The following is a 20,941-nucleotide window of genomic DNA, read 5'->3' as shown; positions in this document are numbered from 1 at the left end:
GTTTAAAGAAATACTTAAATATGATGTAAATAAAAACAACTAAATTCAGGAGGTCATTATGAAAGCAATTATTTGCACAAAGTATGGGCCGCCTAATGTTCTCAAACTTCAAGATGTAGAGAAACCTACTCCAAAAAAGAATGAAGTATTAGTTAAAATTCACGCAACAAGTGTAACGACTGGAGATTGTAGAATGCGCGGCTTTAATAGCCCCCTTTTATTTTGGATTCCTATGCGGATTATATTAGGTTTTAAAAAACCAAGAAAACCTATACTCGGCGTGGAGCTATCTGGTGAAATCGAAGAAATAGGAACAGATGTAACTCAATTTAAAAAAGGAGACCAAGTTTTCGCATTAACAGAGCTTAATGTCGGTGGTTATGCAGAATATACATGTGTACATGAAAGCGGATTGATATCATTAAAGCCTACCAATGTGACGTATGAGGAAGCTGCAGTTATTCCTTTCGGCGGAACTTCAGCATTACACTTCCTGAGAAAAGGACGTATAAGAAAAGGGCAACAAGTACTTATATATGGCGCATCTGGTTCAGTAGGAACAGCTGCCGTACAACTTGCTAAATATTTTGGCGCGACCGTTACAGCTGTTTGTAGTAATTCAAATTTTGAACTAGTGCAATCTTTAGGAGCTAATCACGTAATTGATTATACGAAAGAAGATTTTACAAAGCGGGCTGAACGCCACGATATTATATTTGATGCAGTTGGAAAAATTAAAAAATCCCATTGTAAGAAAGCATTAACCGCTAACGGTAAATACGTGTCGGTCAATGGAACGATGGCAAAAGTGAGCAAAGAAGATATGCTTCTACTAAAAATGCTAACGGAAGAAGAAAAATTAAAGCCAGTTATTGATAAAACTTACCCGTTAGAAGAAATTTCAAAGGCTCATACGTACGTAGAGACCGGACATAAAAAAGGTAATGTTTCTATTACCTTAAAATAAAATATATTCAGAAAATAATATTGACAATTCTTTTTGTAAGATTTACTATTAGTACCATATTTAAAAACTACATACACATACTCTTATCAAGAGTGGCGGAGGGACTGGCCCGATGATGCCCGGCAACCGAGCTTATAAAGTATAAGCTAAGGTGCTAATTCCTGCAGAACGATTTTCGTTTTGGAAGATAAGAGAGGAACCTATTTCGTCTATTCGGCACCTCTCTTATTTTTGAGAGGTGCTTTTTATTTTGGAACGTATATTAAGGGGGAATTATAGATGAAAAAGGTATTAGTAAGTATTGTAAGTGGAGCTGTATTGTTGTTAGGCGCATGCGGTGCTAATTCTGATAAAGAGGTAAAAGCATTAGATGAGAAAAAGATTACCGTTGGTGTAACAGGTGGACCGCATGAACAAATTTTTGAAAAGGTGAAAGAAGTTGCAGCAAAAGATGGCCTCCAAATCGATGTAAAGGTATTTAATGATTATGTAGCACCAAACGTATCTTTAGATGAAAAAAGCCTCGATGTAAATAGCTACCAAACTAAATCTTATTTAGACGTATTTAAAACTGAACGTAATATGAAATTAACTGAAGTATTTTCCACAGTAACATTCCCTATGGGTATATACTCTAAAAACTTAAAAGATATAAAAGAATTAAAAGAGGGCGACGCAATTGCTGTCCCAAATGATCCAACAAATGAGCTTCGTGCTTTAAAGCTATTTGAAAAAGCAGGGGTTTTAAAAGTGGATCCAAAAGCTACAGAAAAAGCGACTGCAAAAGATGTAATTGAAAATCCGAAAAATTTAAAGATTGTTGAATTAGAGGCATCTCAATTACCAACGCAGCTAGGTGAAGTGAAGGCAGCTGCGATTAATACAAACTTTGCATTAGGTGCAAAATTAAGTCCAGCAAAAGATTCGATTTTCCGCGAAGGAAAAGATTCACCATATGTGAACTGGGTCGTTGTTCGTACTGAAAATAAAGATGATGCAGTTATAAATAAGTTAAAGAAAGCTTATCAATCTAAAGAAGTAAAAGATTTCATTGAGAAAAAATTCGATGGTTCTATTTTACCGTCTTGGTAGGAGCTGACTATAATGATTGAATTAAAAAACGTCTCCAAAATATTTACAACAAAAAAAGGGAATGTTGAGGCCCTTAAACCAACTTCCCTTAAAGTAAAAAAGGGCGAAGTATTTGGAATCATCGGATATAGCGGCGCTGGTAAAAGTACATTAATTCGCTGTGTAAATTTATTAGAAAAACCAACGACAGGAAATATCATTGTAAACGAACAAGATTTAACAACCTTATCGACAAAAGAACTCGCAAAAGCGAGACAAAAGATCGGCATGATTTTTCAAGGATTCAATTTACTTAAAACCGTTACCGTTTATGAAAACATCGCACTACCCTTACGTCTATCTGGTCTTCCCAAAAATGAAATTGAAAAAAGGGTAGAAAAGTATTTACGTATTGTTGATCTTTTCAATAGAAAAGATGCCTATCCAAGTGAACTTTCTGGTGGTCAAAAACAGCGTGTAGCGATCGCTCGCGCACTATCTCATGAGCCTGAAGTTTTATTAAGTGATGAAGCAACGAGCGCATTAGATCCGGAAACGACCGATTCTATTCTTGATTTATTATTAAAGATCAACGAAGAAATCGGAATTACGATTTTGCTAATTACACACGAAATGAATGTCATCCAGCGTATTTGTGACCAAGTTGCTGTAATGGAACATGGATCTGTCGTTGAAAGTGGAACAGTGAAGGACATTTTTACAAACCCACAACATGTAACAACGAAGAAATTTGTAAATAGCGCATTTGCAGCTAAAATTCCAGAAGAGGTACAGAAAGAGCTACAAAGTACTGGAGAAATCGTAACACTTTCATTTATAGGAACCGCTTCAGGAGAACCCGCGTTAGCTATCGCTACAAAACGTTTCCACGTATATCCTAATATTTTATCAGGCAATATTACGCAGTTAAAACATGAGGCATATGGAAAACTGGTCGTTCATATGCAAGGTGAAAAAAGTGAAGTACACCGTGCCTTATCATTTTTACAAGAACAAGGAATTATCGTAGAAGGAGGTAGAACAGATTATGGGAAACAAGTCCTTTTTGGATGAGTGGGGTAACGTAATATGGGAAGCAACAATTCAAACATTTCAAATGACATCTATTTCACTACTTATATCTATCCTTATTGCATTACCACTCGGTGTCACACTTGTTTTAACGAGACCTGGTGGACAGCGAGAAAATAAAATTATCTATCCTATTCTTAATACAGTTATTAATATCATTCGTTCTCTTCCATTTATCATTCTATTATTCTTCATTTTACCTTTTACAAAGTTTCTAATGGGAACGTCCATTGGCGTGCAAGGTGTTATCGTACCACTTGTTGTCTTCACAGCCCCTTATATTGCACGTTTAATGGAGACAGCTTTACTAGAAGTAGATCGTGGTGTTATTGAAGCATATCAAGCGATGGGAGTTTCTACTATTAAAATCATTTGGCACGTCATGGTTAAAGAAGCTCGTCCATCTCTCGTACTTGGATTAACAATCGCAACGATTGGCTTAATCGGTGCAACAGCAATGGCTGGACTTGTAGGTGCTGGAGGCCTTGGTGATCTCGCATATCGATTCGGTCATTTACGTTACGAACCTGAAGTAATGTATGCAACAGTCTTTATTTTAATCATTCTCGTTCAAGGATTACAGTCATTAGGGAATGGTATAGCACGAAGATTGAAGAAAGATTAAAAAGAAGGTATCTCACTGAAATGAGATACCTTCTTTTTATTTATAAATTTATCTCTTAAATCCACCTTCTGAATGAATAACTTGCCCTGTAATCCATCCGGCTTCTTCGCTCACTAAAAACTTAATAAGTCTTGCTGCATCTTTCGGTTCGCCTATTCTACCAAAAGGAAACATCGGTTTTAATCCTCTTTTTATCTCTTCTGTCATCCATCCCGTATCAGTTGGACCTGGATTAATTGCATTAACAGTTATACCTAAATGGGCTACCTCGGCTGACAAAGTACTAGTGAGAGCATCAATAGCTCCCTTCGTCGTTGCATAGGCTAGTTCTCCAGCCATAGGCCCTTTAAATTGCCCCGAAGTAATATTAACAATTCTACCGCCGGATTTTTTATCAAATCCTTGAGCAAATTTACTACTTAATAATGTAGTGCCGCGAACATTTACCATATAATGTTTATCTAACTCTTCAGCAGTTAAATTAGAGAAATCATTATTCGTAGAATACGCTGCATTATTAATTAATATATGAGGGTATCCCAGTTGTTCAGTAACTTTATTTATAAGTTGCTCCGGCGCATCATTCCGAGTTAAATCTAACTCCATACTTGATACTTCAACACCGTTCTTTATCAGCTCTTCTTTTAATTGTATTTGTTCGTTTGGATCGACGCCCCAAGGCATCTCTTTATCGTAATTCGTCCAGTACGTAAAAAATATATCGTATCCTGCTTCAGCTAATTCTTTACAAATCGCTGCACCAATACCATCTAAACGACTAACACCTGTAACAACTGCTACTTTATTTTTTAATTGATTCATTATATACTCCTCCAAATTAAAGGACGCATATTTTATATGAGAGATATAAATTTCCCGACATAGGTATCTATCCTTACAAAAGGGATGTACAAGCCAAATATGCAGTCCTTGAATGATTTATAGACAGTTAAATAAACCCTCGCTAATGAGAGAGAAAAATTCATCTATCCAACTTCTAATCATTACAAGTTCATCCACATATCGAGTCTTTGCCCCCTCTCCATATATCTCTATTATTAGTCTACCAAAATAGATGAAATGTTACAAAAAATAAAACAATTACTCACAACCTATCTTCGTTCACATTTCCTTCATTGTGAATTTATTCACAATGGATATATAATAAACATGTAAATAGAATACTGGAGGGATTTCAATGGTTATCAATTTTTTAAGAACTGATAAACGCGCTACTTTCATATTATTATTTTTACGACTTTACATAGGATATGCATGGCTTGCTGCTGGAATAGGAAAAGTTTTTGGACAATCTTTTGACGCAAGTGGTTTTCTAAAAGGAGCTATCGCTCAAGCATCAGGTGACCACCCTGCAGTACAAGGTTGGTGGGCAGATTTCCTTCAACATTTTGTTCTTCCAAACGCAGACCTATTTAGCTTTTTAGTTCAATGGGGAGAAATTTTAGTAGGACTAGGTTTGATTTTAGGTGGATTAACAAAAACAGCTGCATTTTTCGGCATCATAATGAACCTTTCATTTTTATTAAGCGGAACTGTTAGTGTAAACCCAAACCTACTTATTTTAACTATGCTCATTTTAGTTGCAGGACAGAATGCTGGACGTATTGGATTAGATGGTTATGTTTTCCCAAAACTTTTCAAAAAAAATAACCGTGAAGCATATAAATTAAGTAAAACTGCATAAGAACAGTTCATCTTTTAAATATAAATAAGGAAAGAGCCTACATTCAGGCTCTTTTCTCATTTACACCAAAATATTTCACAGTTTGTCTTATCCGAAATGTTAAACTCAATCATATATAACCAGATAAATGTGTACGACTTTATTTCAAGCACCTAAAAAGCTTAAAGACTAAAACAAGCCATTATAAAACCCTAAAACCTTCCATACTTTCTCCAAGAATATAGTGTGAAAACCACATCAAATTCTGCTTCATAATAGCCACATGAATTCCTGGCTGGTCAGAACTATATGCCATTCCTTTAAAAATAATTAATTCTGTATCAACTTCCATATCCCTTAACCCTTGATATAGCTCATATGCATTGGAAGTTGGAATCCTTGCATCCTTTTCGCCATGTTGGATTAAGGTAGGCGTACAGGCTGATTTAATATACGTCATTGGTGATGTTTTCGTATATATCTCTGGATCATTCCATGGAGTATTTCCTAAATGCATCCTAATGAAGTAAGGGATATCTGTATTCACATAATGGGTACTCCAGTTAGTAATTCCACCTCCAACTGAAATAGCTTTAAATCTATTACTAAATGTAGAACAGAAAGCTGATATATATCCCCCGTTGCTCCATCCCATAACCCCTACTCTATCTTTATCTGCAATCCCTTCTTCAACTAGTTTATCCACTCCAGATATAACATCATCGTAGTCAGCAATTCCCTGTTTTCTATAGTTTGCTTTTAAGAACTCATTACCATAACCAGAACTTCCTCTATAGTTTGGCTCTAAAACTATAAAGCCTTTTTCGATAAACTGCTCAATCGGATATTTCTCATTAAAACAGTCTGAGAATATCGGAAAAGATGCCCAAGCTGGACCACCATGGATTACTACTAATAAGGGATATTTTTTATTGGCATCAAACTCTACTGGGGTTGATAAAACACCCTCTATTTCAAGACCATCCCTACTTTTCCATGAGATTATTTCCCTGTTACTTTTCAGTTTTCCTTTAAAAAAGCTAGTTTCATCCGTTATTTTTTTATCGTCTAAATAGATTTCAAAGGTTTCATTTGTTATAGCTTTATTATAGGATATATGATTTCCATCCTTTGTTATAGAAGCATCCATTATAAAGCCATCTACTTTGTCACTTAACATTTCCACAGTGCCATCCTCACATAGCAATCCAATACGATAGTTAGTTTTATCCTGCCATCTAATTAAAATCCCCTTAGCTGTCCACTGTAATGGCATAACCGTACTATCAAAGTTTGTTAGAGGCTGAATTACCTCTCCAGTATTCATATCATATATCTCTAATGTACTTTCTTGTATATGGTTTCTATAGTAATCCTTCTCTCTTATGCTTGCTGAGTAACATATTTTGCTGCCCTCAGGAGAAAAGCAAACGCTCCCGCCCAACAACTTATCTACATTCATCTTTTGTAGTTCCTCAGCTTCAACATCTAATATGTATAGATCACCATTCATATGATCGTTTAGGCTTGGTGTAGCCATAAATACAACCTTTGTCCCATCATTTGAAATATCAAAGTTATGTATATAAAAATCCTTATCCTCCGTTAATTGATAAACACCGCTAATTCCTCGTTCCCCTTTATCATTTTGTATCACTTTTTCTATTTCAATGTAGTATAAACAATTATTCTGGTGTTCCTTACCTATATGTTGAAAATCTCCATATAGTTCCTTACGTTTCTTTATCTCCTCGCATTCTTTTGACTGCGCAACATAATAAAAACCCTTGCCAGTAGGCTCCCATTTAAAATTACTGACCCCTTCTTTCTCATCAGTAATTTGAACCACGCCATAACCATCTATCGACTTAACAAAGATCTGATTTTTCCCATTACCAACAGGGCTAAGGTATGCGATGTTCCTAGAATTTGGAGACCATAATGGACATGCACTATCTATATCCCCATTTGTTAATGGGTAACTCTGCCCCTTATCTTTTTCATATACCCATACATGATTCCTATATGTATTGTCTTTCCAGTTAGTCATCTTCTTAACAAATGCTACGTTCTTGCCATCATCACTTATGTTTGTACTTGATACGGTTGGTAATGAAATACTCTCTTCTATACTTAGATATGTTTTTTCTTTCATTTTCATTAATACCCCCTCGTAATATCTAGTAATCTAATTTGTTCAATAAAGTGAAACTTTAATCAGTGGGGTGGTTTCCATCACCCACTGATTATTAGCCCCCACCAATCGGGTTTTTACGGGCAGCCCGACTCCCACCTAACTTCCTCGCATTCGCCGAATTTCGGGGAGTCTTACTGCCCGAAATTAGCGGGATAAAACCTCTGCCATATGCTGAACCCTTTAGAACTGTGTTTAGCTTTCACCACTGTAATACCCCAACCTTTACTAACTGTTAATAAAAAGTTCGTTGTCATAATAATTGGATCAGCTGGGTGTTTAATCCCAAGCTCTTCAGCAATAATAATCGCCTCTTCTTGTGGTAATAAAGGAAATTGTTCACGAATATCTAAACGATAACGGAAAATTCAGTTAAATGAAAGTAGTTCCGTTCCAAATCTGATAAAAATTCCTGTTGTCTGGCGGTCTTTATACCTTTTAATCTTGTTGAACACCCTAATGAGGAAACACTTTAAATTTTAAGCCAAGGCTGATAATCTGCTTCACTAACCTCTTTAAGCCACTTATCGATTTTAGTTGTTCTTTTTCTTTTCGACACAAAAACACCCCTTTAGATAAAAATATCCAAAGGGGCAAAGCTTCACAACTTTATTTTAAATCCACAATAAACTAGTTACTCTACCAATTTCCTACTCAACCGTAACAGACTTAGCTAAGTTACGTGGCTTATCAACATCACACTCGCGGTGAAGCGCTGCGTAGTATGAAATAAGTTGGAATGGAATAACTGCTACTAGCGGTGCTAGTGCTTCGTGTACAGCTGGTAATACGAAGCTGTCACCTTCCATTTCTAAGCCTTTCATTGAGATGATACATGGGTTAGCTCCGCGTGCTACTACTTCTTTCACGTTACCACGAATTCCAAGGTTTACGTGCTCTTGTGTAGCAAGTGCGATAACTGGTGTACCATTTTCGATTAAGGCGATTGTACCGTGTTTTAATTCTCCTCCAGCAAATCCTTCTGCTTGGATGTAAGAGATTTCTTTTAGTTTTAACGCACCTTCTAAACCTACGAAGAAGTCTACGCTACGTCCGATGAAGAAGCAGTTACGCGTTGTTGCTAAAAATTGTTTTGCTAATGCGTCCATTTCTTCTTTTTGATCACAAAGTACTACCATTGCATTTGCTACAAGTCCTAATTCGTGTGTTAAATCGAAATCAAGAACTTCACCTTTTGCTTTTGCAATGTCAGCCGCTAAGATTGAAAGTACTGCAAGCTGTGCTGTGTATGCTTTCGTCGATGCAACTGCGATTTCTGGTCCCGCATATAACGGAAGTGTATAATCAGCTTCACGAGAAAGCGTAGAACCAGGTACATTTGTAATCGTTAATGCTTTATGACCCATTTCATTTGTTTGCACAAGTACTGCACGGCTATCAGCTGTTTCACCACTTTGTGAAATGTAAATGAAGAACGGTCTTTCTGTTAATAATGGCATGTTGTAAGAGAATTCACTTGCTACGTGTACTTCAACTGGTACTTTCGCGAATTTTTCAATGAATTGCTTTCCAACAAGACCTGCATGATAACTTGTTCCGCATGCAATGATGTAAATGCGATCGCTATCTAAAATTGCGTTACGGATATCTGCATCCAGTTCAATCTCGCCATTTTCACCTTGATACTTTTGAATAATATTACGGATTACAAGTGGTTGCTCATCGATTTCTTTTAGCATGAAATGAGGATACGTTCCTTTTTCAATATCACTTGCATCTAATTCCGCTGTAAACGGTGCACGTTCAATCGTTTCACCTTGTAAGTTTTTAATTGTAATGCTTTCTTTTGTTACAATTACGATTTCTTTATCCATTAACTCGATAAATTGATCTGTAACTTGTAACATCGCCATAGCGTCGCTCGCCACAACATTAAAGTTATCACCAACACCTACTAATAGCGGGCTTTTGTTTTTAGCAACATAAATCATGTTTGGATTTTCAGCATCAAGTAGTCCAATTGCGTAAGAACCATGTAAAAGAGATAACGTTTGACGGAACGCGTCTTCTACACTTAGTCCTGTACTTACTTGTTGTTCCATAAGCTGCACGATAATTTCTGTATCTGTTTCACTTACGAACGTTACATCTTGTAAATATTCCTTTTTCACTAACTCATAGTTTTCAATTACACCGTTATGAACTAATGTAAAACGCTTTGATGTACTTTGATGCGGATGCGCGTTTAGCTTGCTTGGAACACCATGTGTAGCCCAGCGTGTGTGACCGATTCCCACGCTTGCTGCTACATTCTCCTCTACGACTTCGCGAAGTTTTGCAATACGGCCTTTTTCTTTGTATACAACAACACCGTTCTCTGCTTGTACTGCAATACCTGCTGAATCATATCCACGATATTCTAACTTTTCTAAACCTTTTAATAAAATTTCCTTTGCATCTTGCTCTCCAATAAATCCTACGATTCCACACATGTTTAGTCGCCGTTACAAATGCTTACACTGCTCTGCGAACATGTAACGACATAGTCCGATACCATTTTTATTTATACTAAAAAACGGATTACATATTGCTAGCCCTGTAAGCTTGTAACGGCTTTCACCTTCCTCTCGATTGGGTTAAAGTCCGTATATACTTATACAGCTAGTATTCATCCGTTCCTCTTCTCTCATCACACTTTCACCTTTGTCCACTAAGTCACCTTAATGTTTTAAGTAAAAGTTTGCGGTTGTGATGAACAACCGGGAGTCATCCGCCGAAATCTCGATAAACTCCACCTCGTCAACTACACTACTTGTAGTTCTGGCGCTTTTATAATTTACAATATTTCCTTTGAGAAAAAGAACAAGACCATCGTATAACAAACAATATAAATCGTCAATGAAATTTTTTTCATTGTCTATAAAACATATGAAAAAGGAGCACTTTTTGTGCTCCTTTTAAATAAAATCGGCTAATTATTCAACGCCAACTTCAGCTTTCACAACTTCTACAATACGATGTACATACCCATCACAAATTTCTTGTGTCGGTGCTTCTGCCATTACACGAATAAGTGGTTCTGTTCCCGATGGACGAACAAGAATACGACCGTCTCCGTTCATTTCTTCCTCTACAACACGAATAATTTCTTTAATTTTTTCATTTTCTAATGCTAGTTTTTTATCTGTTACACGAACGTTTACTAGTAATTGTGGGAATTTTGTCATCTCACCTGCAAGTTCAGATAATGGCTTTTTCGTCATTTTCATGATGTTTACAAGTTGAAGTGCACTTAACATTCCATCACCAGTTGTAATGTAATCAAGTAAGATAATGTGACCTGATTGTTCTCCACCCAGGTTATATCCACCACGTTTCATTTCTTCCATTACGTATCGGTCACCAACTGCTGTTTTATCACTTGTAATACTGTTTGCTTCAAGTGCTTTGTAGAAACCTAAGTTACTCATAACTGTTGAAACAACTGTATTATGTTTTAATTGACCAGTTTCTTTCATATACTTCGCGCAAATAAACATAATTTGATCGCCATCAACGATGTTTCCTTTTTCATCTACAGCGATTAAACGGTCGCCATCACCATCAAAAGCAAGTCCGATATCCGCACCTTTTTCTTTTACTAATTCAGCTAAGACTTCTGGATGTGTAGATCCTACGCCTTCGTTAATATTCATACCGTTTGGAGAAGTTCCCATCGTTGAAATATCAGCTTCTAAGTCTGCAAATAAATATGGAGCTAAAGAAGAAGTCGCACCGTGTGCGCAATCTAAAGCGATATGTAAACCAGAGAAATCTTCCTCTACAGTTTGTTTAATGTATTGTAAATATTTTTGTCCACCTTCAAAGTAATCACTCACTTGGCCAAGGTTAGTACCTGTTGGACGTGGTAACTCGTCAACTTCTTTGTCTAATAATGCTTCAATTTCTGCTTCTTGCTCATCTGTTAATTTGAAACCATCTGAACCGAAGAACTTAATTCCGTTATCTTGTACTGGATTATGAGATGCAGAAATCATAACACCTGCTTGTGCATCTAAAGCTTTTGTTAAATAAGCCACACCTGGTGTAGAAATAACACCAAGACGCATTACTTCTGCTCCAGTTGATAATAGACCTGCTACTAAAGCTCCTTCTAACATATGTCCAGATACACGTGTATCACGACCAATAATTACTTTTGGACGATCTGTATCTTTTGTTAATACATAGCCGCCAAAACGTCCAATTTTGAATGCTAATTCAGGTGTTAATTCCTTATTTGCAACCCCGCGTACTCCGTCTGTACCAAAATATTTACCCATTATTATTCGCTCCTTTTTCGTGCTCTTTTTGATTATCTACTGTTGGTTCTTGGCTCGTTTCTTGGCCGTTTTCTTTGTCTTTTTCTTTGTCTTGTTCTTTATCTTTTTCTTGTTCTTTATTTTTATCTTTTTCCTGATCCTTTTCTGGATCCGGTTCAGGATTTTTTGGTTTTTCAGTTTGATTTTCTTGATTGTTTTTTGAATCTGGTGGTTCAATATTACCTTGTACTTCTTTATCCGGCTTTTCTTTCTTCACAATTGTGACTTTAGCACTTTTTTGTTTTGCTTCTATCGAAATATTACCAGGACCGCTCACTTGAATAGAAACATCCTTCGTCCCCGGAGATACATTTTGCAGATTAATCGCTGCTGTTATTTGAGCTGCTGTTATTTTATCTACTATACTTGCTTCTCCTGAAATATCAACGCTTATCTTTCCATCTTGTGGCGAAAGTAGCTGAGCAGTAACATCATTCGGAATTCCATTTTTTTGAATCGGGATACCATCAATAGTTTTACTTTTCGTTTGTTTTACCTTTTGTACCCCTACGGAAACCTTCACTTGATTTGGTTTTGCACTTGTTACACCTTTTGGCAATAAAACAGAGGCATCGAATGTTGTAGAATCCGTCAATTGACTAAGATCTACCTCGACCCCCTCTATAGATTGTATATTATCCAAAATGTCTTTTGGACCTGCTATCGTTACTTCTTTTGGTTCAACACTAATATTTGTAACAGCTAAACCTTCTGGTAAATTCCCTTTTTTCGCATATGTTAAAGGAACTGTTTTTTCGACGTTATTTGCTGTAGCTTGCGTTGCTACATTCAACGTTACACTAATTTTAGATGGATTTGTTCTTACATTTAAGCGTTTTCCTTCTTTATTGTATAATGTAACTTCTGGTGTTTTTGTAACAGTTTTATTAACACCTTTTAAATCGATATATGCCTTAGCAGATGAAATACTTTCTATTTCTTCTTTCGTCCCAACTACCTCAACAGTATCAGGCTTAATAACTGATTTTTCAAGAGTAGCACCTGCTGGCATCTGGTCTTCATTTGATAATTTTAAATCTACATGAACATACTTTTTCGCTTTTTCATGAAGGGTGACTTTAATTGTTGCTGGTTGGACTGTTCCTTTCACATCCTCTGGAAGCCCATTCGCTTTTAAAGAAACTTCATAAGTTCCTTTTGGACTATCTCGCAAATCAACTGATATATCAAATTGTTTTTTTGCTTTTGCTGTAGCAACTGCTGATTTTGGGCCTTCCAACTTCACCTTGACTCCACCTGCTGGAATACCACTTACAATATATTTCTCTTCATCATACTTAAGGGTAATAGGATAATCAGTTAATGTTTCTTTCGTTTCATTTACGAAAGGTAATATACTCGATGTCGTATTTTTTTCAGTTAAAGTTGCTGACATAAAAAGCATACACGCCAATAGTAATGAGATTCCTTTTAAAAACCAATGATTCTCCATTAACTTATCCATGACGCTTTCTCCTCCAATTCCATAAAGACGAAGAAGTCGTTTTTTCGTTCCCACTAAATTCAGCTAACAACATATCCTTCAGCTGTTCTGTCTTCAAATCACGATGTAACTCACCGTTTTTCGTTAAAGAAATTTGACCCGTTTCTTCCGACACAACTACTGTAATACTATCAGTAACTTCACTAACTCCCATTGCAGCGCGATGCCTTGTTCCTAACTCCTTAGAAATAAACGGACTTTCTGATAGCGGAAGATAACATGCTGCTGCTTTAATTGTACTTCCCTGCATAATTACTGCTCCATCATGAAGAGGCGTATTAGGGATAAAAATATTAATGAGTAATTCTGATGACACATTTGCGTTCAGCGGAATACCCGTTTCCACATAGTCACCCATCCCAGTCTCTTTTGACAACGTAATTAATGCACCAATTCTACGTTTTCCCATATATTCCGTTGCTTTCGCTATCGCTGTTGCAACAATTTCAGGTTCATCGTCCTCGTGAGTTCCTACACGCGAAAACAAGCTACCTCTTCCTAGCTGCTCAAGTGCTCTTCGCAATTCTGGCTGAAAGATAATAATAACAGCTAAGAATCCCCACGTTAATACTTGTTCCGTTAGCCAATATAGCGTATGCAATTCAAGTAAAATACTAATCATCCGGACGACAATAATAACTGTAATACCTTTTAAAAGTTGAACAGCCTTCGTGCCACGGATTATAAGAATTAGCTTATATATAATAAACCATACAACAGCAATATCTAATGCCGTACTAAGATATTTCAAAATGGTCGTATCTTCAAAAGGCATGCTAACCCTTCCTCCTACTTACGAGCAATTCTATCCATATATTGAAATATTATTTTATGCTCTATCTGTATGTATTTCCAACAACTAGTTAATTATACCATACATGAAACAAACGACAATTACAAACGCCCCCTTAGCTTAAATTGGTAAGATGTCAAACTTTCTTATCCCACAGTGTAATACAAGTTATTATACGCCTATTTTCCAATAAAAAAAGCAACTTCACAGTTGCTTTTCTTACATTTATTTCAGTTTTTCACCGAATAAAGAACCCATTAAAGCAACCGCTGTTGTTGCTGTTCTGTTTCTCTCATCTAAAATTGTATTTACTTCAACAAATTCAGCAGATGTAACAATATCAGCTTCTGCTAACATCTCCATCGCTAAGTGGCTTTCGCGATAAGATAGACCACCAATTACAGGTGTTCCAACTCCTGGTGCGTCATGAGGATCAAGCCCATCTAAATCTAATGATAAATGAACACCATCAGTATGAGATAAATACGCAATTGTTTCTTCCATAACAGCCGTCATACCCATACGATCAATTTCATGCATTGAGAATACTTTAATGCCTTCTTCACGAATAAAGTCTTTTTCTCCTTCATCTAATGCACGTGCACCGATAATTACAACGTTCTCTTTCTTCACCTTTGGATATGCCCCATATAAGTCTACAAGTGAAGAATGCCCATATCCTAAACTTGCAGCAAGTGACATACCATGAATATTTCCAGATGGTGAAGTCTCTTCTGTATTTAAATCACCGTGTGCATCATACCAAATAACACCTAAATTTTTATAATGTTTCGCTACACCAGCTAACGTACCGATAGCAATACTATGATCGCCGCCCAATACAAGTGGAAAACGACCTTCTTCTATAATATGATCAACCTTACTTGCTAATTCATTACATACAGTTGCAACTTGTGTAAGGTTTCTTAACTTTGTATTTTCAGCTATTTCTTTTTCTCTCTCTATACATATATCTCCCATATCTTTTACGTTATATCCAATTTCTTCGATTCTTTCAATTACCCCTGCATAACGGATTGCGCTTGGTCCCATATCAACCCCGCGACGCATCTGTCCTAAATCCATTGGAACTCCAATAACTGAGATTTCTTTTTTCATAGATAGTATCCCCCTTTTATGCCTTCACTAAATATTTTAAATCTTTTATATAGTCTGACTCAACTCGACATTTTTCTGCATGGATATACATTTTATTCACTTATATTTACGTTAGAATCCCAATTTAAAAACTATTCTATGTATAAAGTTAACTTAATGAACCAACTAACTTTTCTATCAGCTAATATTTTTATCAGTGCTTTTCTCCATCACCACCTAAAATTACACAAAATACCCTCAAATAACTGAACAAAAAAACACTTCTACATTTAGAAGCGTTTTTCTGATGCTAGTTTCCACACTGCTGCAATATTTTTTGCTGTCATTTCGATATTCTCTTCTGCCGCTTTATATGCTTCTTCTAATGTCATTGGACTAGCTGTAATACTAAACACTGCATCAATTCCCTTTTCATAAACAATTGCATAGTTCGGAGATACAGATCCACCAATAGCAATTACAGGAATATGACGACATTTCGCCCGCTTCGCGACACCAACAGGAGCTTTTCCATAAGCTGTTTGTTCATCTATTCTTCCCTCACCAGTTACAATAAGATCGGCACCCTCTATACACTTATCAAAATTTGTATAATCTAATACAATTTCAATCCCTTTTCTTAGCTGTCCCTTTAGCACTGCAACGACAGCAGCTCCCATTCCTCCAGCTGCCCCCGCACCCGGTATCTCAGATACATCAAAAGACACATGTTGTTTAAGTATATTAGCATAATGTTTTAAATTCTCATCTAGCTCTTTCATCATCTCTACATTCGCACCTTTTTGTCTCGCAAATACAAAAGACGCCCCGCTCAGTCCAACTAAAGGGTTATCTACATCACATGCTGCTTCTAACTTTATATCCTCCAGGCGTGAATCAATCCTAGAAAGGTCAACAGTGGTTATCCAATGCAATGTCCCTCCAGAGGGTTCTATTATCTCACCTTTCTTATTTATAAATCTTGCGCCTAAGGCAGATAGCATACCAGCCCCACCATCATTTGTAGCACTTCCTCCAAGCCCTAAAATAATGTGTTTGGCTCCTTGATCTAATGCATGTAATATAAGTTCGCCTGTCCCTTTTGTCGTTGTAATAAGTGGGTTTCTCTTTTCAGTTGGAACGTGTTGTAATCCTGATGCTGCCGCCATTTCAATAAATGCTGTCTTCTTATCTTTAGACATACCATAAAAGGCTTGCACGCTCTCTCCAAGCGGCCCTGTCACATTAAGTGATATAATTCTCCCCATTGTAGCGCCAACAAGAGATTCAACCGTTCCTTCGCCTCCATCTCCAATTGGTACTTTAACATACTCTGCTTTAGGAAAAATTGCTGCAAAGCCTCTTTCAATGGCTTCACATACCTCTATAGCTTTCAAGCTTTCTTTATATGAATCCGATGCAATGACAACTTTCATAATTACCTCCCCCTTATTCAATCCCCTTTTTTCATTTTAAACGATATATGAAAAAGTTGCCTTTTGAAATGGAATTTAAACACAAAAAAAGCTTACATCATTTGATGTAAGCTTTCCCTATTTATATGGAGCCTAGCGGGATCGAACCGCTGACCTCCTGCGTGCAAGGCAGGCGCTCTCCCAGCTGAGCTAAGGCCCCTTAGTAATTAAGCGGAAGACGGGATTCGAACCCGCGACCCCAACCTTGGCAAGGTTGTATTCTACCACTGAACTACTTCCGCGAAAATGGTGAGCCATGAAGGATTCGAACCTTCGACCCTCTGATTAAAAGTCAGATGCTCTACCAACTGAGCTAATGGCTCGTAAATGGCTGGGCTAGCTGGATTCGAACCAGCGCATGACGGAGTCAAAGTCCGTTGCCTTACCGCTTGGCTATAGCCCATTAATATTTACTAGTATGGTTATCTTTTCAAAAAAATAAACCCTTTCAGGTTATTTTAAAGAAAATGGTGGAGGGGGGCAGATTCGAACTGCCGAACCCAAAGGAGCGGATTTACAGTCCGCCGCGTTTAGCCACTTCGCTACCCCTCCGACATTTAAAAATATATGGTGGAGGATGACGGGATCGAACCGCCGACCCCCTGCTTGTAAGGCAGGTGCTCTCCCAGCTGAGCTAATCCTCCAAAAGTGATGACCCGTACGGGATTCGAACCCGTGTTACCGCCGTGAAAGGGCGGTGTCTTAACCACTTGACCAACGGGCCAAAAAAATAAAAACTTTTCCCAAGCTTCCAACCGGGCTTGAACCGGTGACCTCTTCCTTACCATGGAAGTACTCTACCAGCTGAGCTATGGAAGCATAATGGCTCCGCAGGTAGGAATCGAACCTACGACCGATCGGTTAACAGCCGATAGCTCTACCGCTGAGCTACTGCGGAATAATATAAGCCTGGCAACGTCCTACTCTCACAGGGACAAGGTCCCAACTACCATCGGCGCTAGAGAGCTTAACTTCCGTGTTCGGTATGGGAACGGGTGTGACCTCTCTGCCATCATTACCAGACTTTTATCATTATACACATTCTTTTCAGAATGTCCAAAGGAATTTTAAATATATATTCCTTCAAAACTAGATAACATTTGCTTCATATTATATGGTTAAGTCCTCGATCTATTAGTATTCGTCAGCTCCACATGTCACCATGCTTCCACCTCGAACCTATCAACCTGATCATCTTTCAGGGATCTTACTAGCTTACGCTATGGGAAATCTCATCTTGAGGGGGGCTTCATGCTTAGATGCTTTCAGCACTTATCCCTTCCGCACATAGCTACCCAGCTATGCCCTTGGCAGAACAACTGGTACACCAGCGGTGCGTCCATCCCGGTCCTCTCGTACTAAGGACAGCTCCTCTCAAATTTCCTGCGCCCACGACGGATAGGGACCGAACTGTCTCACGACGTTCTGAACCCAGCTCGCGTACCGCTTTAATGGGCGAACAGCCCAACCCTTGGGACCGACTACAGCCCCAGGATGCGATGAGCCGACATCGAGGTGCCAAACCTCCCCGTCGATGTGGACTCTTGGGGGAGATAAGCCTGTTATCCCCGGGGTAGCTTTTATCCGTTGAGCGATGGCCCTTCCATGCGGAACCACCGGATCACTAAGCCCGACTTTCGTCCCTGCTCGACTTGTAGGTCTCGCAGTCAAGCTCCCTTATGCCTTTGCACTCTACGAATGATTTCCAACCATTCTGAGGGAACCTTTGGGCGCCTCCGTTACACTTTAGGAGGCGACCGCCCCAGTCAAACTGCCCACCTGACACTGTCTCCCGGGTCGATAAGACCCGTAGGTTAGAATTTCAATACAGTCAGGGCGGTATCCCACCAGCGCCTCCACCGAAGCTAGCGCTCCGGTTTCAATGGCTCCCGCCTATCCTGTACAAACTGTACCAAAATTCAATATCAGGCTACAGTAAAGCTCCACGGGGTCTTTCCGTCCTGTCGCGGGTAACCTGCATCTTCACAGGTACTATAATTTCACCGAGTCTCTGGTTGAGACAGTGCCCAAATCGTTACACCTTTCGTGCGGGTCGGAACTTACCCGACAAGGAATTTCGCTACCTTAGGACCGTTATAGTTACGGCCGCCGTTTACTGGGGCTTCAGTTCAGAGCTTCGCTTACGCTAACCCCTCTCCTTAACCTTCCAGCACCGGGCAGGTGTCAGCCCCTATACTTCGCCTTACGGCTTCGCAGAGACCTGTGTTTTTGCTAAACAGTCGCTTGGGCCTATTCACTGCGGCTTTCCGTTAAGAAAGCACCCCTTCTCCCGAAGTTACGGGGTCATTTTGCCGAGTTCCTTAACCAGAGTTCTCTCGCACACCTTAGGATTCTCTCCTCGCCTACCTGTGTCGGTTTGCGGTACAGGCACCTTTTATCTCGCTAGAAGCTTTTCTTGGCAGCGGGGAATCAAAGACTTCGCTCCATAAGGAGCTTCCCCATCACAGCTCAGCCTTCACGATAAGCGGATTTGCCTACTTATCAGCCTAACTGCTTGGACGTGCACAACCAATCGCACGCTTCTTCTATCCTTCTGCGTCCCTCCATTGCTCAAACGATAAAGAGGTGGTACAGGAATATCAACCTGTTGTCCATCGCCTACGCCTGTCGGCCTCGGCTTAGGTCCTGACTAACCCTGAGCGGACGAGCCTTCCTCAGGAAACCTTAGGCATTCGGTGGACGGGATTCTCACCCGTCTTTCGCTACTCATACCGGCATTCTCACTTCTAAGCGCTCCACCAGTCCTTCCGGTCTGACTTCACTGCACTTAGAACGCTCCCCTACCACTGATACCATTGGTATCAATTCGCAGCTTCGGTGGTGTATTTAGCCCCGGTACATTTTCGGCGCAGAGTCACTCGACTAGTGAGCTATTACGCACTCTTTAAATGGTGGCTGCTTCTGAGCCAACATCCTAGTTGTCTAAGCAACTCCACATCCTTTTCCACTTAATACACACTTTGGGACCTTAGCTGGCGATCTGGGCTGTTTCCCTCTTGACTACGGATCTTATCACTCGCAGTCTGACTCCTAAGGATAAGTCATTGGCATTCGGAGTTTGACTGAATTCGGTAATCCGATGAGGACCCCTAGTTCAATCAGTGCTCTACCTCCAAGACTCTTACACTTAAGGCTAGCCCTAAAGCTATTTCGGGGAGAACCAGCTATCTCCAGGTTCGATTGGAATTTCTCCGCTACCCACACCTCATCCCCGCACTTTTCAACGTGCGTGGGTTCGGGCCTCCATTCAGTGTTACCTGAACTTCACCCTGGACATGGGTAGATCACCTGGTTTCGGGTCTACGACCACGTACTAAACGCCCTATTCAGACTCGCTTTCGCTGCGGCTCCGCCTCTTCAGCTTAACCTTGCACGGGATCGTAACTCGCCGGTTCATTCTACAAAAGGCACGCCATCACCCATTAACGGGCTCTGACTATTTGTAGGCACACGGTTTCAGGATCTCTTTCACTCCCCTTCCGGGGTGCTTTTCACCTTTCCCTCACGGTACTGGTTCACTATCGATCACTAGGGAGTATTTAGCCTTGGGAGATGGTCCTCCCAGATTCCGACGGAATTTCACGTGTTCCGCCGTACTCAGGATACATTCAAGAGAGAACGAAGTTTCGACTACGGGGTTGTTACCCTCTGTGACGGACCTTTCCAGGTCGCTTCGTCTACCTCGTTCCTTTGTAACTCCGTATAGAATGTCCTACAACCCCAAGAGGCAAGCCTCTTGGTTTGGGCTAGATTCCGTTTCGCTCGCCGCTACTCAGGAAATCGCATTTGCTTTCTCTTCCTCCAGGTACTTAGATGTTTCAGTTCCCTGGGTCTGTCTTCCATACCCTATGTATTCAGGTAAGGATACCATACCATTACGTATAGTGGGTTTCCCCATTCGGAAATCTTCGGATCAAAGCTTACTTACAGCTCCCCGAAGCATATCGGCGTTAGTCCCGTCCTTCATCGACTCCTAGTGTCAAGGCATCCACCGTGCGCCCTTTCTAACTTAACCAAACTAAAATTAAAAAAATATGAGCTACACTGTTATCTAGTTTTCAAAGAACATACATTTAAACTTGAGAGATAGTTCTC

The 20,941-nt window shown here is 39.2% G+C and carries 13 protein-coding genes, 9 tRNA genes, 2 rRNA genes, 2 pseudogenes and 1 riboswitch; of the genes and pseudogenes, 5 read left to right on the top strand and 21 right to left on the bottom strand.

The features are described 5' to 3' along the window. Window positions 1–58 precede the first annotated feature (58 nt). From MHB76_RS01010 to MHB76_RS00995, 4 genes are all read left to right on the top strand, one after another. Window positions 59–967, top strand: coding sequence for an NAD(P)-dependent alcohol dehydrogenase (locus MHB76_RS01010; RefSeq protein WP_078173572.1), 909 nt, complete (start codon window positions 59–61; stop codon window positions 965–967). Window positions 968–1,047: 80 nt separating this feature from the next. Beyond that, a riboswitch (SAM riboswitch) is annotated at window positions 1,048–1,161 on the top strand. An 85-nt stretch (window positions 1,162–1,246) separates the two neighbouring features. Beyond that, window positions 1,247–2,059: a MetQ/NlpA family ABC transporter substrate-binding protein gene (locus MHB76_RS01005; RefSeq protein ID WP_078173571.1), complete on the top strand. Its 813-nt coding sequence runs from the start codon at window positions 1,247–1,249 to the stop codon at window positions 2,057–2,059. 12 nt (window positions 2,060–2,071) lie between these two features. Then, on the top strand, window positions 2,072–3,112 hold the full coding sequence (locus MHB76_RS01000) for a methionine ABC transporter ATP-binding protein (RefSeq protein ID WP_078173570.1): 1,041 nt from the start codon (window positions 2,072–2,074) through the stop codon (window positions 3,110–3,112). Beyond that, a complete protein-coding gene (locus MHB76_RS00995; RefSeq protein ID WP_000527155.1) occupies window positions 3,087–3,755 on the top strand; it encodes a methionine ABC transporter permease in 669 nt (222 codons plus the stop codon). Before MHB76_RS01000 ends, MHB76_RS00995 begins: the two co-directional genes overlap by 26 nt. A 48-nt stretch (window positions 3,756–3,803) precedes the next feature. Here MHB76_RS00995 and MHB76_RS00990 read toward each other — a convergent pair whose 3' ends face one another. Beyond that, on the bottom strand, window positions 3,804–4,577 hold the full coding sequence (locus MHB76_RS00990; protein ID WP_176107978.1) for an SDR family oxidoreductase: 774 nt from the start codon (window positions 4,575–4,577) through the stop codon (window positions 3,804–3,806). A 376-nt stretch (window positions 4,578–4,953) separates the two neighbouring features. On the opposite strand from MHB76_RS00990, the gene MHB76_RS00985 reads away from it, so the two are divergent. Continuing rightward, window positions 4,954–5,460 (top strand): DoxX family membrane protein, encoded by a 507-nt coding sequence (locus MHB76_RS00985; protein ID WP_002159590.1) that lies wholly within the window; start codon window positions 4,954–4,956, stop codon window positions 5,458–5,460. Between the two features lie 181 nt (window positions 5,461–5,641). On the opposite strand, the gene MHB76_RS00980 is transcribed toward MHB76_RS00985, so the two are convergent. The 20 genes and pseudogenes from MHB76_RS00980 to MHB76_RS00885 form a co-directional block, all read right to left on the bottom strand. Continuing rightward, window positions 5,642–7,600: a S9 family peptidase gene (locus MHB76_RS00980; protein WP_078173569.1), complete on the bottom strand. Its 1,959-nt coding sequence runs from the start codon at window positions 7,598–7,600 to the stop codon at window positions 5,642–5,644. Between the two features lie 245 nt (window positions 7,601–7,845). After that, window positions 7,846–8,192, bottom strand: a pseudogene (locus tag MHB76_RS00975) (TnsA endonuclease N-terminal domain-containing protein); the annotation flags it as partial. Between the two features lie 91 nt (window positions 8,193–8,283). Further along, on the bottom strand, window positions 8,284–10,086 hold the full coding sequence (glmS, locus tag MHB76_RS00970) for a glutamine--fructose-6-phosphate transaminase (isomerizing) (RefSeq protein ID WP_016103308.1): 1,803 nt from the start codon (window positions 10,084–10,086) through the stop codon (window positions 8,284–8,286). A 12-nt stretch (window positions 10,087–10,098) separates the two neighbouring features. Further along, window positions 10,099–10,284: pseudogene (locus MHB76_RS00965) on the bottom strand (hypothetical protein). A 285-nt stretch (window positions 10,285–10,569) separates the two neighbouring features. Next, on the bottom strand, window positions 10,570–11,916 hold the full coding sequence (glmM, locus tag MHB76_RS00960; RefSeq protein ID WP_002113341.1) for a phosphoglucosamine mutase: 1,347 nt from the start codon (window positions 11,914–11,916) through the stop codon (window positions 10,570–10,572). After that, entirely contained in the window at window positions 11,909–13,420 is a 1,512-nt protein-coding gene (locus MHB76_RS00955; protein ID WP_078173568.1) for a CdaR family protein, read from the bottom strand. The genes glmM and MHB76_RS00955 overlap by 8 nt, the downstream gene beginning before the upstream one ends. After that, a complete protein-coding gene (gene cdaA, locus MHB76_RS00950; RefSeq protein WP_002115347.1) occupies window positions 13,413–14,234 on the bottom strand; it encodes a diadenylate cyclase CdaA in 822 nt (273 codons plus the stop codon). The genes MHB76_RS00955 and cdaA overlap by 8 nt, the downstream gene beginning before the upstream one ends. A gap of 243 nt (window positions 14,235–14,477) precedes the next feature. Then, a complete protein-coding gene (rocF, locus tag MHB76_RS00945) occupies window positions 14,478–15,371 on the bottom strand; it encodes an arginase (RefSeq protein WP_002113337.1) in 894 nt (297 codons plus the stop codon). A 269-nt stretch (window positions 15,372–15,640) separates the two neighbouring features. Next, complete coding sequence (locus MHB76_RS00940) at window positions 15,641–16,786, bottom strand: glycerate kinase (RefSeq protein WP_016103306.1); 1,146 nt, start codon at window positions 16,784–16,786, stop codon at window positions 15,641–15,643. Between the two features lie 126 nt (window positions 16,787–16,912). Next, window positions 16,913–16,985 (bottom strand) — tRNA-Ala (locus MHB76_RS00935). A gap of 10 nt (window positions 16,986–16,995) precedes the next feature. Then, window positions 16,996–17,067: transfer RNA gene (locus MHB76_RS00930), tRNA-Gly, on the bottom strand. Window positions 17,068–17,072: 5 nt separating this feature from the next. Beyond that, a tRNA-Lys gene (locus MHB76_RS00925) sits at window positions 17,073–17,148 on the bottom strand. 5 nt (window positions 17,149–17,153) lie between these two features. Further along, window positions 17,154–17,228 (bottom strand) — tRNA-Gln (locus tag MHB76_RS00920). 65 nt (window positions 17,229–17,293) lie between these two features. Beyond that, window positions 17,294–17,377, bottom strand: a tRNA-Tyr gene (locus tag MHB76_RS00915). 16 nt (window positions 17,378–17,393) lie between these two features. Continuing rightward, window positions 17,394–17,469 (bottom strand) — tRNA-Val (locus MHB76_RS00910). An 8-nt stretch (window positions 17,470–17,477) separates the two neighbouring features. Beyond that, window positions 17,478–17,549 (bottom strand) — tRNA-Glu (locus MHB76_RS00905). Window positions 17,550–17,571: 22 nt separating this feature from the next. After that, a tRNA-Thr gene (locus tag MHB76_RS00900) sits at window positions 17,572–17,644 on the bottom strand. Between the two features lie 4 nt (window positions 17,645–17,648). Beyond that, window positions 17,649–17,723: transfer RNA gene (locus MHB76_RS00895), tRNA-Asn, on the bottom strand. Between the two features lie 9 nt (window positions 17,724–17,732). Continuing rightward, window positions 17,733–17,848: ribosomal RNA gene (gene rrf / locus MHB76_RS00890) — 5S ribosomal RNA — on the bottom strand. A 91-nt stretch (window positions 17,849–17,939) separates the two neighbouring features. After that, a 23S ribosomal RNA gene (locus MHB76_RS00885) occupies window positions 17,940–20,861 on the bottom strand. Window positions 20,862–20,941 lie beyond the last annotated feature (80 nt).

This window comes from Bacillus sp. FSL M7-1345, from assembly GCF_038006985.1.
GTDB lineage: Bacteria > Bacillota > Bacilli > Bacillales > Bacillaceae_G > Bacillus_A > Bacillus_A cereus_U.
The sequence above is the reverse complement of the archived record's forward strand: the minus strand, read 5'-3'. Positions and strand labels throughout refer to the sequence as shown.

Bases quoted from the DNA above. Each gene is read 5' to 3' on its own strand.
- MHB76_RS01000 (WP_078173570.1), top strand. From the start codon at position 2,072: ATGATTGAATTAAAAAACGTCTCCAAAATATTTACAACAAAAAAAGGG.
- glmS (WP_016103308.1), bottom strand. From the start codon at position 10,086: ATGTGTGGAATCGTAGGATTTATTGGAGAGCAAGATGCAAAGGAAATT.
- MHB76_RS01005 (WP_078173571.1), top strand. From the start codon at position 1,247: ATGAAAAAGGTATTAGTAAGTATTGTAAGTGGAGCTGTATTGTTGTTA.
- cdaA (WP_002115347.1), bottom strand. From the start codon at position 14,234: ATGCCTTTTGAAGATACGACCATTTTGAAATATCTTAGTACGGCATTA.
- rocF (WP_002113337.1), bottom strand. From the start codon at position 15,371: ATGAAAAAAGAAATCTCAGTTATTGGAGTTCCAATGGATTTAGGACAG.
- MHB76_RS00990 (WP_176107978.1), bottom strand. From the start codon at position 4,577: ATGAATCAATTAAAAAATAAAGTAGCAGTTGTTACAGGTGTTAGTCGT.
- MHB76_RS00995 (WP_000527155.1), top strand. From the start codon at position 3,087: ATGGGAAACAAGTCCTTTTTGGATGAGTGGGGTAACGTAATATGGGAA.
- MHB76_RS00940 (WP_016103306.1), bottom strand. From the start codon at position 16,786: ATGAAAGTTGTCATTGCATCGGATTCATATAAAGAAAGCTTGAAAGCT.
- MHB76_RS01010 (WP_078173572.1), top strand. From the start codon at position 59: ATGAAAGCAATTATTTGCACAAAGTATGGGCCGCCTAATGTTCTCAAA.
- MHB76_RS00955 (WP_078173568.1), bottom strand. From the start codon at position 13,420: ATGGATAAGTTAATGGAGAATCATTGGTTTTTAAAAGGAATCTCATTA.
- MHB76_RS00985 (WP_002159590.1), top strand. From the start codon at position 4,954: ATGGTTATCAATTTTTTAAGAACTGATAAACGCGCTACTTTCATATTA.
- glmM (WP_002113341.1), bottom strand. From the start codon at position 11,916: ATGGGTAAATATTTTGGTACAGACGGAGTACGCGGGGTTGCAAATAAG.
- MHB76_RS00980 (WP_078173569.1), bottom strand. From the start codon at position 7,600: ATGAAAATGAAAGAAAAAACATATCTAAGTATAGAAGAGAGTATTTCA.